11 protein-coding genes and 2 pseudogenes are annotated in these 13,481 nt (G+C 66.0%); 12 read left to right on the top strand and 1 reads right to left on the bottom strand.

Going from position 1 to position 13,481, the window contains the following annotated elements; genetic code table 11:
• Nucleotides 1-163: 163 nt before the first annotated feature.
• From ACPXY0_RS10630 to ACPXY0_RS10575, 12 genes and pseudogenes are all read left to right on the top strand, one after another.
• Nucleotides 164-655, top strand: a complete 492-nt coding sequence (locus ACPXY0_RS10630) for a carboxypeptidase regulatory-like domain-containing protein (RefSeq protein ID WP_423924508.1) — start codon at nt 164-166, stop codon at nt 653-655.
• Between the two features lie 344 nt (nt 656-999).
• The gene (locus tag ACPXY0_RS10625) at nt 1,000-1,518 is read left to right on the top strand and encodes an RNA polymerase sigma factor (protein ID WP_423924507.1); all 519 of its coding nucleotides are present in this window, start codon (nt 1,000-1,002) and stop codon (nt 1,516-1,518) included.
• 2 nt (nt 1,519-1,520) lie between these two features.
• The gene (locus tag ACPXY0_RS10620) at nt 1,521-3,620 is read left to right on the top strand and encodes an anti-sigma factor family protein (RefSeq protein ID WP_423924506.1); all 2,100 of its coding nucleotides are present in this window, start codon (nt 1,521-1,523) and stop codon (nt 3,618-3,620) included.
• Nucleotides 3,621-3,664: 44 nt separating this feature from the next.
• Nucleotides 3,665-3,880 carry a hypothetical protein gene (locus ACPXY0_RS10615; protein ID WP_423924505.1) on the top strand — a complete coding sequence of 72 codons (216 nt, stop codon included), beginning with the start codon at nt 3,665-3,667 and terminating at the stop codon, nt 3,878-3,880.
• Nucleotides 3,877-4,947, top strand: coding sequence for a BF3164 family lipoprotein (locus ACPXY0_RS10610; RefSeq protein WP_423924504.1), 1,071 nt, complete (start codon nt 3,877-3,879; stop codon nt 4,945-4,947). The genes ACPXY0_RS10615 and ACPXY0_RS10610 overlap by 4 nt, the downstream gene beginning before the upstream one ends.
• A 1-nt stretch (nt 4,948) precedes the next feature.
• The gene (locus tag ACPXY0_RS10605) at nt 4,949-5,248 is read left to right on the top strand and encodes a hypothetical protein (RefSeq protein ID WP_423924503.1); all 300 of its coding nucleotides are present in this window, start codon (nt 4,949-4,951) and stop codon (nt 5,246-5,248) included.
• 508 nt (nt 5,249-5,756) lie between these two features.
• Nucleotides 5,757-6,242: an RNA polymerase sigma factor gene (locus ACPXY0_RS10600; protein ID WP_423924502.1), complete on the top strand. Its 486-nt coding sequence runs from the start codon at nt 5,757-5,759 to the stop codon at nt 6,240-6,242.
• A 5-nt stretch (nt 6,243-6,247) separates the two neighbouring features.
• Nucleotides 6,248-6,364 (top strand): annotated as a pseudogene (locus tag ACPXY0_RS10595) (zf-HC2 domain-containing protein); the annotation flags it as partial.
• Between the two features lie 18 nt (nt 6,365-6,382).
• Nucleotides 6,383-8,419, top strand: coding sequence for a tetratricopeptide repeat protein (locus tag ACPXY0_RS10590; RefSeq protein WP_423930758.1), 2,037 nt, complete (start codon nt 6,383-6,385; stop codon nt 8,417-8,419).
• Nucleotides 8,420-8,660: 241 nt separating this feature from the next.
• Nucleotides 8,661-9,776 (top strand): BF3164 family lipoprotein, encoded by a 1,116-nt coding sequence (locus tag ACPXY0_RS10585; RefSeq protein WP_423924501.1) that lies wholly within the window; start codon nt 8,661-8,663, stop codon nt 9,774-9,776.
• A 110-nt stretch (nt 9,777-9,886) separates the two neighbouring features.
• Nucleotides 9,887-10,462, top strand: coding sequence for a carboxypeptidase-like regulatory domain-containing protein (locus ACPXY0_RS10580; protein ID WP_423924500.1), 576 nt, complete (start codon nt 9,887-9,889; stop codon nt 10,460-10,462).
• Complete coding sequence (locus ACPXY0_RS10575; protein ID WP_423924499.1) at nt 10,399-11,094, top strand: hypothetical protein; 696 nt, start codon at nt 10,399-10,401, stop codon at nt 11,092-11,094. Before ACPXY0_RS10580 ends, ACPXY0_RS10575 begins: the two co-directional genes overlap by 64 nt.
• A 980-nt stretch (nt 11,095-12,074) precedes the next feature.
• On the opposite strand, the pseudogene ACPXY0_RS10570 reads toward ACPXY0_RS10575, so the two are convergent.
• Nucleotides 12,075-13,308 (bottom strand): annotated as a pseudogene (locus tag ACPXY0_RS10570) (IS256 family transposase).
• Between the last annotated feature and the right edge of the window lie 173 nt (nt 13,309-13,481).

Raw genomic sequence — 13,481 nt, 5'->3', positions numbered from 1 at the left:
ACGGACGCGGTCCGGAGACCCGTCCGCGAAGACGCCGACGGCGAGGGATGGCTCTCCCTCTGCGTCCCCAGGGACGCCGGCCAGGCCACGCTGTGGGCGGAGTTCGGCGACGCGTCGAGCGAGGAGGCGAACGTTCGTCCTCGTACCGGGTTACGCGCACGAGGTGGAACTCCGGCTCCTGTTCGGAGAGATGCGGACCGGGCGGCTGATCGGCCGGGTGCTCGGCGGCCGCACCCACCGGCCCGTGGCGACGGCCGCGGTCTCCGTGGCGGAACGCGAGGAGGCGGTCGAAACCAACCGGAGAGGCCATTTCATCCTCAGCGGCCTGCCCGTCGGCGAATACGAACTCTCCGTCCGGCACCTCGGATACGCTCCGATCTCGTATCCGGTCTCCGTGAACCGGGGTCTGACCACCGAAGTCGAAATCGACCTCACGCCGGATCTCGACGGCAACATCGCCATCCGGGGGAGCAAGGAGCGCTGGAGCCTCACGTCAGGAGTCACGCCCGACGCCCAGCTCCGGGAATCCATCAACGATCTCGTCCTCCCGACCGAAATCGCGGGAATCGAGGTGTACACGGGCGCCGCGGCGCTCCCGGCCGAGTTCGGCGGCCACGACGCGCGCTGCGGCGCCGTGGTGATCTGGACGAAGTAGCTCTCGAGGTGGCGATACGGTGAATTGCTGCCGAATACGTCCTTAGCCGCCCGACAGCGGCGCGACCGGTAGGCCACCAACGGATGTAAGGTTTCGCCCCCTCGTGTCATCTAAACAAATATGTCGGTATGTCTGGACACGAGGAATCATGGCAAGGGGACTCACGAGGAACGATCGAGACACGCAGCGGAGTCGTTTCGAAGCCGTGGGGATCGAGCCGCAAGTCCTGGGGAGAAACTGGTCATGGCTGGATTCGAGGTGTGTGAGGGCCTGTATCTCCTTCCGGCCAGGTTCGGGGGTCGCGATTCGCCCTGCGGCGCGGCTGACGACCGGAAGAAACCGTGGTGATCGAGGCGAATCGGGAAGGGCGGCTGGCCCGACGGGCCGCCGCCGGGGACCGCGAAGCGCTCCGCTCCCTGTACGAGGAGTACTCGGACATGGTGTTCGCGGTCGCGTACCGTCTCACCGACTCTTCGGCCGATGCACGGGACGTGCTGCAGGATGTCTTCGTCTACCTCCCAAGGGCCCTCAAGAGCTTCGACCAACGGAGTTCGCTCGGAACCTGGCTGCGCGTCGTCGCGACGCGCCAGGCGCTGCAGTTGATCCGGGCGCGCCAACGGCGTCGCGAGATCCCGATCGGCGATGACGTGCCAACCCGTCCCCCTCACGCACTGGACACCATCGCGCTCGAGCGAGCGTTGGCCACGCTCTCGGACAAGCTCAGGGCGGTGATCATTCTGAAGGAAATCGAAGGCTACTCGCACAAGGAAATAAGCAACTTTCTCGAGATTACGCCCACGGCGTCCGCGGCCCGACTCTGTCGAGCCCGGGCCTCGCTGCGGGCCACGCTGGGAGAACGATAGGCATGCATATCGACTATCCCACCCTCAGCGCTTTTGCCGACGGTGATCTCGACCCGGCGTCCTCGGCAGACGTGAGCGCGCACCTGCTCGCATGCGCGAAGTGCCGCGGGGAGGCCCAGTTCATTCGGGAGCTTGGGGATGGCCTCAGGGCCCTTCAGACTCCGTCGGCGCCACGCCACGCCTTCGACAGAATCTGGCCCGAAGATCGAGAGGCGGCACCCGTCTCCGAGCTGCGAACACACGGGCGTGAGCCCATGCAGCGAGGCTGGCGGATCGCCCTGGCGGCCGGTGTGGTGGGGCTCATGGCCGCCGCCTTCGTCTTGACCTTCGGCGCGGACCGCGTCATGGCGGGCGCGAGCGCGCTGACGCTCGAGCGGGCCGACGGCGGAGCGATGACGCTTCGCTACGAGACCATCTCCCCGCTGGGGGCGGAAACCAGCGTCCGGGCGCGGATCCGGTACTGGATCCCGGACTCGCTCCGCTTCGCGCAGAACGAAGGTCGTTTCAGCGAGATCGAACTCTCCCGGGAAGCTCCCGGGAGGTTCGAGGGCGTCGCCGACCTGCCGCCCGGCACCGTCTACGCGGTCGCCACGGTCGAGGACCGCGAAGGAAACTACCTCGATACTGATTTCGGTCGGTTCTGGGAGTATCTGGAGCCGGATGGCCGGGGCCGCCCGACGCTTGACGCGCGACGCTACCAGGTGCTGGCGGCGCTCGAACTCAATGCTGGAGCCGCGGCGATCGCCCAACGGGCTGCCGCGGAGTTCCCCGGGCAGCCCGAGTTCTGGTTCTGGCTCCTCTCGTTCGAACTTGCCGCGCTTCCGGCGGACTCGATCGACACCCTCCTGCCGATCCACGAGGCGCGTCTCAGCGCCCTCGACCGCGCGGCCCGGGACGGGAATCCCGGGCCCGTGGAGATCGACGCGCTCAGCCGCTACGCCAGACTTCTCGAGCGCTCCGACCTCGCGGACTACTGGCAAGGTGAACTGCGCGCGCGCTACCCGAGCCACGGCGCAGCCGCCGCGGCCACCCTGCAGGAGATCTTTCTCTCCCAGGCCACGACCGAAGAGAAGCTGGCTGCTCTCGAGGAGGATTGGGCGAGGGTCGGGGCGCCGACCACGGCGCGTGCCGGGTTGCGATACTCGTACGAGTTCGCCGACCCGATCCTAACCGAGCAATGGCTTCGCAGGCACGAGGCCAGTTCCTGGGGTCGGAGTCTGAGCTTCGATACGGAAGTGGCGCGCAGCCTGATGGACGTGCCGGCGCTGTGGCCACTGGCCGAACGTTGGATCCTCGACCGCCTTGCCAACAGCCGGGACTGGGTCGGTCCCGAACGTCGGCTTGACCAGTCGCGTTACAGCTTTGAAATAGGGACGCGCCAGAACCGGGCGAATCTTTACCTCCACCTGTCCCGCCTACGCCTTGATCGCGGGGATTTGACGGGTGGGATCGATGCCGTGGAGCGGTCGGTCGAAGAGGCATGGAATCCACGGGTCTTCGCGCGCGCGGCCGAGATCCATCGTTCGCTCGGTTCCGACGCTCGTGCCGCCCAGTTGACTTCGCTCGCGCGGGTGGACCCGGTGGTCCCTTTGGAGCCGTACCTCTCCGACGAACACGAGGCGGCGCAGCGCACGCCGGCTGATGCCCAACTGGCTGCGGCGCGGGCCGCCATGCAGGAACGGGTCGTGGCGGGGATCCTGAACGAATACGTCAACTTCGACGGAGGCCTGCGGACCGAAACCGGGGGCGAGACAGCCCTCGACCAGGCGGCCGGTGCCGGTCGCGGCGTGACGCTGGTCCTCTACACCAGTCGGCCGGACTTCGTCCCCGATGAGGACTTCGCACTTCTGACCCTGAATGCCGAACGACTGAATTCGACCGGAGTGCGGACCGTTCTTGTAACCCAGCGGACGGATTCGTCGCCGGGGGACCGTCCAGAGATCGACGCCCAGTTCCTTCACGATCCGGACTACCGGGTCTGGGAAGAGCTTGGGGCATGGCGCACGCTGCAGTACTTCGTCCTTGATCGTGGCGGCCGGCTTCGCCACCGGGGGGAGCAACTGGACACGGCTCTCCGCATTTCACTCGTGCTCGCGATGTGACGCTTCACGTCTCCCCAGTTCAAACGAAACGGAAAGGACGATCCATGACCAGAAGACGCTTGCTCGCAGCTGCCGTGATCGCGCTTGCCTTCGCCATCATCCCGATCACGCGCGACACCGAGGCGGCCGTCGGCCTGGGACTCTCGACGGCGTCGTGCGAGTCGGGAGACTGCGGCCACCGAACGATGCTGGACTGCTATTGTGTCAAGCCACCGCTAACGAACCACGCACCACAATGCAAAGATGAGGGCGGGAAATGAGCGCCCGGGGCATGGCATTGCGTCGCCGGGGGATCTGGTCGCTCGCAACCGCTTCGATCTGGGCGTGCGGTCCCGGAAACGGGGCGGGGGATGCGAGTCACGAGCAGGGGGCAGCGCTCGCCGCCGAGACCGTGTTCTCGGACGATGCGCTGGGGTGGATCGTGGATCTCGCGCTCGTCGAGGACCGGGTCGTCGCGATCGACGCAATGCTCGAACCGAGTGTCCATGTTTTTGACCTGGACGGTCTGCGACGCCTCGGTTCCTACGGCCGCCGGGGCGATGGCCCGGGAGAGTTCATGGATCCCGAGCAGATCGTGACCGGGGCCTCGACCTCGCCGGACGAGGTGTGGATTCTGGACGGCGCTCATCAGCGCCTGACCCAGCTGTCTCTGGACGAGATCGAGACGGGCGGCGTGGTTTCCCCTCACACGCTCCCCATGAACGGTCCCAACGCGGGGTCGCTCGTCCGCGTACCGGATGGTCGCTGGTTCGCCGGGGGCTGGGTCACGGGAGGGCGGGTCGCCCGCTACGACGCCGAGCGGAGCTTCGACCGCACCATCGTCGGCTTTCCGCCCGAAGCCGGTGAGGCGCCGGGCTCCACGCTCCTCCAGGCCTACGAGAGCCGGGTCGTGGCCGATCCTGCGGGTGATCGCCTGGCCGCCGCGACGCTCCTCGGAGGATTGCTGGAGATCTTCGACTCCGATGGCCAGGTGATCGCTCAGGCGGCCGTGCCGGACCCCTTCCAGCCCTCCTGGGAGCAGGGAAGATCGCGGGAGGGCAGGGCCGTGATGTCCGTGGGTCCCGAGACGCGCTACGGGTTCACGGATCTGGCCGCGACGGATCGCCGCCTGTACGGCCTCTTCTCCGGGGGGAGGGTGATGCAGGACGGGACGCCGTGGGCCACGAAGGAGGTCCAGGTCTTCACGTGGGACGGCGAATACCTCACGACCCTGTACCTCGACAGGACCGCGGAGACCGTCGCGGTGGACGCTTCCGATACGTGGCTGTACGCGAGCGGGCCCGAGCCGAGCCCGTGGGTGGCCCGCTACCGGCTGCCCGCGCTCTAGCATGGGCCAGACGATTTCCTTCGCGGACTGGGTGGACTGGCTCGCGATCGAACTGACGTTCACCGAACTCTATGAGTCGGCAGCGCCGTCGGTGAAGCGTGAAGTGACGGCGGCGGTGCTTAGACTCGCGGAGGGTCTCCCCGAAGCCGACCGGGCTGCCTTCGTGTCGCGGGTTCCCAACTTCGACCGGGCGTTAAACAGCTTCTCGGTCGAGGAGCGGACCCGCTTCGATTCCCAGTTGTCCAGGGCCGTATCCGAGCTTGCCTGTCACGTCGCTTCGCTCCCTGAGCGTGGCAGGTAAGCGGTGAGCTGATCCCGGGCTCCACACGGGGTGAAGCAGCAACAGCCCGCCTGAGTCGTGTCCACCTCGCAACGGCGGGGGCCTCGTCATTCAAGGGCGCGGGCCCCGGGGTGACTCGCCGGGGATTCCGGGGCGCCCGGGATCCCTAGTCTTACCTCCTGATCTGTGGCAAGTCATGTGCTTACGACCAACACGTCTCGGACGATACGCCGACCGGGATTACGTGTAACGGACTTATGTAAAGTTCCCCAGGGTCGTGGCATATAGTCGTAGATCGCGCAATTCACTTGGACGCACATGGAATTCAAGCGCGGGAGGCGCTGCGAGTGCGACGGATCGATCACAGGGCATGGCAGGATCCGAACACCGGATCTGGAGTTTGGGCCGAGCCGCCGGTACGGCCGTGCCTCGTCGTGCACGGGCGTGACCCGTGGCGACCCGACGCTGAGCCTCCCCGTCTGTGCCCGGTAGTGTGATCGAGGCGAATCAGGAGGTGCGACTGTCTCGAATGGCCGCCGCGGGTGACCGCGACGCCCTGCGAGAGCTTTATGAGGAGTATTCGGACCAACTCTTCGCCGTCGCGTACCGCCTCACCAATTCCACCGCCGACGCGCGCGATGTCCTGCACGATGTGTTCGCGCGTCTGCCGGAAGCCCTTCGGACGTTCGATCAAAGGAGCTCACTGGGGACGTGGCTGCGAGCCGTGACGACGCGGGAGGCGCTGATGCACCTGCGCGTACGCAAGCGGCGTCGCGAGGTCCCAATCTTCAGCGAGCACATGCCGAAGCGTCCACCCCAAGTCCTGGATTCCATCGCCCTCGAGCGAGCGCTGGCCTCGCTCCCGGAGAAGCTGCGGACCGTGATCATTCTGAAGGAGGTTGAAGGCTACTCGCACAAGGAAATCGCTGAAATCCTCAAGGTCTCCTACTCGGCATCGGCCGTCCGCCTGCATCGGGCAAGAGCGGCGCTCCGGGCCGCGTTGGGCGAGAGGTAGCGGATATGCACGAGGACATACACGAGAACACGCAGGTCGACTACCCGACGCTGAGCGCCTTCGCCGACGGCGACCTGGACGGGGCCTCGGCGTCCAAGGTCCGTATGCACATCAGGATGTGCATGGTTTGCCGGGAGGAAGTGCAGTTCATCCGGGTGCTCGGCGATGGACTCAGAGCCCTGCCTAACCCGAAAGCCCCCCCCGAACTCATCGATGAGATCTTCGCGGCGCGACCGGGCAAGACAGAAGTCGTAGCCCTCTCGGTCCCTCCGCGACGGATGTTGAAGTCGCTCGTGGGTGGCGCGTTGCCCTCCCTGGCGGCCAGCGCCGCGGCGCTCGTTGTGATCGCGCTGGCACTGACGCTCGGTGCCGATCGGGCCATGGCGGGCTCCAGCATCCTGACGCTCAACAAGACCCGCAACGGGGCGATGGAACTCCGCTACGAGACCGTCTCACCGCTGGCCGCGGAACCCAGCCTCCGCGCCCGCATCAGGTATTGGGTCCCCGATTCTCTCCGCTTCACGCAGACCGCGCCGGGGTTCAGCACGATCGAACTCTCTCGCAGTCACCCAGGGCGCTTCCAGGGCGTCGCTGACTTGCCGCCGGGTACGGTCTATGCAGTGGCCACAGTCGAGGACCTCGAGGCAGAGCGGATCGACACCAACCGCGGGCGATTCTGGGAGTTCATCGAGAAGGATGAACTCGGCCGGCCGACGCTCCAAGGTCGCCTCTACCAGATGCTCGCGGCCAAAGGAATCGGCTCATCGCGCGTGGTCGAAGTAGCGGAAAGAGCGGCGTCGGAGTTTCCCGACCGCCCCGAGTTCCGGGCCGAACAACTGCTCTTCACGAGGATGACCGCGCCTTCCGCCGGAAGGGACACTGTCCTGGAGGTGCTAACCGAGCGTCTCGACCGGTTCGATTCTGCGGCGCGGCAACGCGATCCCGGACCCCTTGGCATCCACGCGCTGAGTCTGTATGCCGGGCTACTCGAACGCGATGACTTGGCGACGTATTGGCAAGACGAGCTGACGTCGAGCTACCCTCGGCACGAGTACGCGCTACAGGCCCGCTTGCGGTGGATCGCTCGCTCTTCGATGTCGAATCGTGAGAAGCTGAATGCTCTGGACCGAGTTTGGGGCCTCGCCCCGGCACCCGCGATTGCCCAGATCGGACTGCCGCTCGCGTACGAAACTGCCGACTCGGTAATGACCGAGATTTGGCTCGACCGGTATGCCAGTGAGCCTGTGTTCCGTGACCTCTGGCTCGATGTCGAGATGGCGGGCCGGATGATCGAAGTGCCCAACCTCCGTTCGCTTGCCGAGGCGTGGATAGTCGACCGGCTCGCTCACAGCCGGAATTGGCACGGTGTCGCGCGGCCCCTCGACCAGACAAGAGCCAACTTCGAAACCGAGACCGACGAGAGCCGGGCCCGATTGAATCTTTACCTCGGACGGGTGCACTTGGCCCGCGGGGAGGTAGCCGCAGCGTTCGAAGCCGTGGGACGTGCCTACGAGCAGAGCTGGAATCCGGAGGTGGTGCTCGAGTTGGCTAGGCTCCACCGCACTGCTGGTTCTTCGGATCGCGCCTCACAGTTGCTCGCTCTTGTGTTAGTCGACCCTGTAGCACCCGTCGAACCTTACTCCGCATCGGTCAAAGAGTGGACACCGCTCGTCCCGACCGAGGCCCAGTTGCGCGCGGCCCATTCTGCCTGGCGCGAGCACATCACGTCTTCGTTGCTCGACGAACCGGTCGACATGGCCGCGAGCCTGCGCACCCCCTCGGGGAACCAAGCCACGCTGCGTGAGGTCACCGGCGGTGCGTTGACACTGGTCATCCAGCGTCCGTGGCCAAGCCTCGCACCTGTCGAACACTTGGATCTTCTCGAGGTGAACGCCGTAAGTCTTGAAGCTGCGGGCGCGCGGACGCTCTTCATTGCGGTCGATCACGGGGCTGAGTCCGACATCGTGGCGGGACCGGTAACGAGCCCTCCGTCCCATTACGACGAGCGCTTCGAGGTCTGGGATGCCCTCGGCGCTTGCAGGGGGAGTCAGTACTTCGTTCTGGACACCCGTGGCAGCCTCAGATATCGGGGCGAGGACTTGGCGACTGCGATCCGAAGCACGCTCGTTCTGGGAGACGATTTCCGAGCTTTCCGTGATGTGACTGAATCACCCTAGCGAAGAGGAAGGCACAAATGAAACTGAAGCGCTTCGCAATTACGACCCTGTTGGCCATGATCGCCGCCTCCGTTCCGATCTCGGGAGGTGCCAATACGTCCACCGGGCTCGGCTTGTCCGCAGCCTCATGCGAGGAAGGTTCGTGCGGCATGGTGTCGAAAGGGGACTGCATATGTCCGGATCGAGTAGAGAAGAACCGTGAGCCACGATGCTTTGCCTAGCCTGCTTGAAGGGCTCCGCCATGAAACCAATAGCTGTCGTCTGCGCGTTCGCGACCCTCACCAGCCTTGCCTGCCGACAGGCGGGCTCGCTCGCTGAGAAAGCCGGCACCTTTCCCGCAATGACGCCGGATGTGGTGTTCGAGGACGACTCACTCGGCTGGATCGTGGAGATCGCTCTGGCGGGCGACCGGCTCGTGGCGCTCGACGCAATGCTTGCCCCGGCCGTCCACGTTGTGGACCTTCTGAGTTCACGGCGTCTCGGGTCCTACGGACAGAGCGGAGATGGGCCGGGAGAGTTCCAGGATCCCGAGCAGATAGTAAGCGGAGTCTCGCGATCGGGCGAAGAGGTATGGATTCTCGACGGCGTCCATCAGCGTCTGACCCGACTTTCCTTAGTGGATATCGAACGAGGTGACGCCGCGGAACCGGAGACTTTCCGCATGGACGGCCCCAACGCCGGGTCCCTTGTCCGAGCGCCGGACGGCCGCTGGTTCGCCGGGGGCTGGATCACAGAAGGTCGCGTGGCTCGTTACAACGCCGACCGGAGCTACGATCGCACAATCGTTGGCTTTCCGCCCGAAGCCGCTGAGGCGCCGGGGATGACCCTCCTCCAAGCTTACGAGAGTTGGGTCGTGGCCGACCCTGGAGGTGGCCGTTTGGCGGCGGCGACGCTCTTCGGGGGATTGCTGGAGATCTTCGACTACGACGGCATCCCGATCGCCCGAGCGGCGGTGCCGGACCCATTCCAGCCCGCGTGGGTGCAGGGGCGATCGAGGAATGGAAGGGCGGTAATGGCCGTGGGGCCCGAGACGCGCTACGGCTTTACCGACTTGGCAGCGACGCGCAGATATCTGTACGGCGTCTTCTCAGGCCGGCGACTGGGTCGGGAACAGTTCGCTTGGGAGTCGCGAGAAGTGCACGTCTTTACCTGGGCCGGCGAGTATGTGAAAACACTGCACCTAGATCGAGCCACGGAGGCCATCGCTGTGGACGAATCCGATACGTGGATCTATGCGAGTGGGTCGGAGCCCAGCCCATGGCTGGCGCGTTATCGGCTCCCCGAAACCTTGACTCGCTTGGCGGCCCCCTCTGTGACTACGTGTCCGACCTGCCGGAACCAAAGGTGCAACGGATAGCCTGCGTTCCGGAAGGCGCCGGGCGGCGATCGGCCCTTGGCGCGCGCGCCGTCCTCGTGTGCCTGGCTTGTCGGGAGGGCGAAGAAGGGCTGCGGAACGTCGGGGCGACGGTGACCCTGACGCCGGATGCGATCTTTGCGGACGACTCGCTCGGCTGGATCGGCGAGATCGCGCTGGTCGGGGATCGCCTTGTAGCGCTCGACGTGATGGGAAGCCCTGGCGAGGTCGTGCTCGGTGAGGCCCTCTCGGACGGACGCGGGGCGTTCAACCTGCCGATGCCGGCACCGGGGGTGTATCGCCTCCGAATAACACGCATCGGCTATGAGTCCTGGGCGTCGGATACGCTCCACATCGCCACGGGAGGAGCGTCGCGAGCCCTCCGTCTCCACGTCCCCGTGCAGCCGATTCCGCTCCCGGAGCTGTCGGTCTCGGAGCAGAACGTCTGCCCAACCACCCCCGAGGAGCGGCGCCGAGCCTTCGCCCTCTACGAATCCGTCCTCCCGATCCTCGCCACGGTGTCGTCCACTGCGGATCTCGGCACCCTGCAGATGCGGATGATACGGCCGTCCGTCGTGTGGAGACGCGGTGCGCATCGCTACCAGCAGGATACCGCGACCTCGTGGTGCGAGAGTCCCTGGTCAACGCGTCGCCGGAGCACCTCGAAAGGTATGGGTACGCCGAGGTGATCAGCGACTCGCTGACCACGTTCTACGCCCCCGATGGAGACGCGCTGGCGTCGCCGGGCTTTCTGGCGACGCATTGCCTGCGGCCGGTCGAAAGCCAGGATGAGGGAACCGTTGGATTGGGGTTCGAACCGAAGCCCGGCCGGACACTCGTTGACATCGAGGGTGTCCTCTGGATCGATACCGTCGAGGTCGGACCGCGGGAACTGGAGTTCCAGTACACGTCGCTGCGTCCCTTCCTGCGACGGCACCTGGAGCCGGCGTTGCGGGCGCACTTCATGTCCCGTGACCCCCGCACCCGGTTCCACCCGATCGAGATCGACGAGGCCGAATTCGGCGGCGTCCTTCGGTTCGAGCGGATCACTCGCGGTCGATGGCTGATTCGCGAGTGGAGCATTCGACGTCCTGTGCTCACGCAAAAATACCTGTGGCGCGTCAATCACGGGACAACCGTCTGGCCTCGGGCCTATCCTCTCACCACCAGCGGGGAGGTCCTCGCGCTCCATCGGCCATCGGACATCGACTGGTTCGAGGACAGCCGGACAGCATCTCAACCTCGCTGCCGAGTCCCCACGAAGGAGTGCCGTCCGAGGGCGCGTTTCGGCGCAGGAGTTGAGGGAGGAACTGTTCCGTGATCGGTCGACCGCGACACATTGAGGGGGGACCGCTGATCTGTGCGATCCTCGCGACCCTTGCCGGTGGGATGAGCCCTTCGGGGCTTGCAGGCCAGGAGCCGAGTTGCGACGGGCGCGGGGTCCTGCAGGTCGTGGACGAGTCCGGGGCTATGCCGATTCCGAACACGCGAGTGCCGTCGGAGTTCACGCCCGGCGGCTGTCCGATGAGTATCTATCTCGACAACACGCAGGTGCGAGGTCTCGGTGGACGGGACGGACAGACGATCGACGACCTGGTGAGACCCCATGAGATCGCGGGTGTCGAAATATACATGAGTGTCGCCTCTCTCGCGGCGGAATTCGCCGGATCCGCTTCCCAGTTGCGGCGTCATAGCGATTTGGACGAAGTGAAGGAGCCAACCGATCGGACCTGGTTTTGGCGTACCCATGGCGTCTCCGGGCTCTACCGGAGGGGTTGCGTTACCGTGCCTCGTTCGGGCGGATTGAGATCGACGAGTCCCTCCTTGGCGGTGAGCTTCAGTTCGAACGCATCGCAGACGATCGGTGGCTGATCCGCGAGTGGACGATTCGCAGGCCCAGGCTCGGTCGCTTCTCGCTGACCGAACCGGGGCGGCACACGGTTTGGCCCCGAGCTTTACCTCTGACAGTCAGCGACGAGGTTCTGGCGATCATTCCCCCGTAACTGCGCGTCGGGGGCTGCCGCTATCCGGTGCTTGGAGGGAAGTTCTACGGCACGAGATTGTCGGCGACGTTGTGGACGGTAGACCGAGATCCACTGGGTTGCCAAGGATTACCGGGTGGGCGTATGAGTCCAGCGAAACGGCGGAAGGGTGATCACATGGGAGGCCGTTTGAGTGCCGCAGGAGGGCTGTTATCGACGGGCAGGCCACGACGCGCTCGATCTGCCGGTCGTGACGGGGTGGGCCGCAGTGGAACGGGAAGATCGCAGAGAGGTCGGACCAAAAGGTGTGTAAAAGGCATCAGGCGGCGATCCTCCGCCGACCTTGAGGGACGGGCTTTCCGTCCTCGAACCTCTTCCCTTCGTAGACATCCCCGAGCAACTGGGGAGCGTTCAGCTTCCGGAAGCGCTTCTCGGCCACCAGCAGCAGCCTCCAGATCAGCGCGGTGGCGTTGTCCACCCGCTTGAACCGCTTCGCGGCCGTGGTGCGCAGCCGAACCGAGGCGAAGGGGCTCTCGACGATGTTGGTCGTCCTCAGGTGCCGCCAGTGCTCCTCCGGATAGTCGTGGAAGGCGGTCATGCGGTCCCAGTCGTCCTCGAGCACGGACACGGCGTCCGGTTGCGCGGCCCCGTAGCGGGCCCCGAACGCGTCGCGCGCCTCCACCGCCTCCGCCCGCGACGGCGCGTGGGCCACCGCCCGCAGCAACGTCTTCGCCTCGGCCTGTTCTCTTTTCGGCAGCCGGTCCAGCACGCCCGTCGTCTTGTGGTTCCAGCACCGCTGCTCGGCCGCCTCCGGCCACACCTCCCGCGCCGCGCCCCAGATCCCCAGGTTCCCGTCGGCCACCAGCAGCTTCGGGGTTCCCAAGCCCCGAGACTTCAGATCCCTCAGCACCGACGCCCACGACTCGGTCGACTCCCGGTAGCCGGGGACGACCGCCAGCACCTCCTTCGTCCCGTCGCTCATGGCGCCGATCACCACCAGCAGCGCCGCCTTGTCCCGCTCCAGGCCCGCCTTCACGTAGATCCCGTCCGCCCACGCGTACACGACCTTCCGGTCCCCCAGCGGCCGCCGGCGCCACCTCGTACTCCGCCGTCCACTTCACGCGCAGCCGGCCCACCGAGGTCTTCGACAGCGGCGCCCCGTCGCCCAGAAGTCCCCTCAGCGCCAGCTCGAAGTCGCCCCCGGCCAGCCCGTGCAGGTACAACTCCGGGATCAGATCCCCCACCTCCCGCGTCCGCCGCGCGAACAGCGGCAGCACCCGGCTCTCGAACCGCTCCTCCAGACCTCTGGCCCGCGGCCGCCTGACCTCGATCGTCCCCGAACTCATCGCCAGACGCCGAGGCTTGCCGTACCCGTTCCGGTAGCCCGGCGGCGCGTCCACCGCCGCCCGCCGCTCCGACTTCCCACGGCCCGGAAGCTCCGTCAACTCCTCCTCCAGAGTCGCCTGGATCATCTCCCGAACCCCCTCCCGAACCCACCCCTCCAGCGTCTCCCACGCTGGCACGCCACACCTCTCCCGCGTATCGTTGCCCATGAGGCGACGTCCTTTCTCCGGGTCTCACCCCGGATCCGCTGTTATTGGTCAGCTGAAAGGTACGTCGCCTCCCTTTTTACACACCCTTTGGTCCTACCTCATCGCAGATGAGTACCCCGGGAGCTGGCCGTGGCGGTGGGGGCGAGGGTCCCCTGCGGGCGGCCATAGTGTCT

This window comes from Candidatus Palauibacter sp., from assembly GCF_965237495.1.
Taxonomy (GTDB): Bacteria; Gemmatimonadota; Gemmatimonadetes; order Palauibacterales; family Palauibacteraceae; genus Palauibacter.
Note: the sequence above shows the minus strand (reverse complement) of the source record. Positions and strands in the feature narration are given on the sequence as shown.

Bases quoted from the DNA above. Each gene is read 5' to 3' on its own strand.
- ACPXY0_RS10585 (WP_423924501.1), top strand. From the start codon at position 8,661: ATGAAACCAATAGCTGTCGTCTGCGCGTTCGCGACCCTCACCAGCCTT.
- ACPXY0_RS10610 (WP_423924504.1), top strand. From the start codon at position 3,877: ATGAGCGCCCGGGGCATGGCATTGCGTCGCCGGGGGATCTGGTCGCTC.
- ACPXY0_RS10620 (WP_423924506.1), top strand. From the start codon at position 1,521: ATGCATATCGACTATCCCACCCTCAGCGCTTTTGCCGACGGTGATCTC.
- ACPXY0_RS10605 (WP_423924503.1), top strand. From the start codon at position 4,949: ATGGGCCAGACGATTTCCTTCGCGGACTGGGTGGACTGGCTCGCGATC.
- ACPXY0_RS10615 (WP_423924505.1), top strand. From the start codon at position 3,665: ATGACCAGAAGACGCTTGCTCGCAGCTGCCGTGATCGCGCTTGCCTTC.
- ACPXY0_RS10600 (WP_423924502.1), top strand. From the start codon at position 5,757: ATGGCCGCCGCGGGTGACCGCGACGCCCTGCGAGAGCTTTATGAGGAG.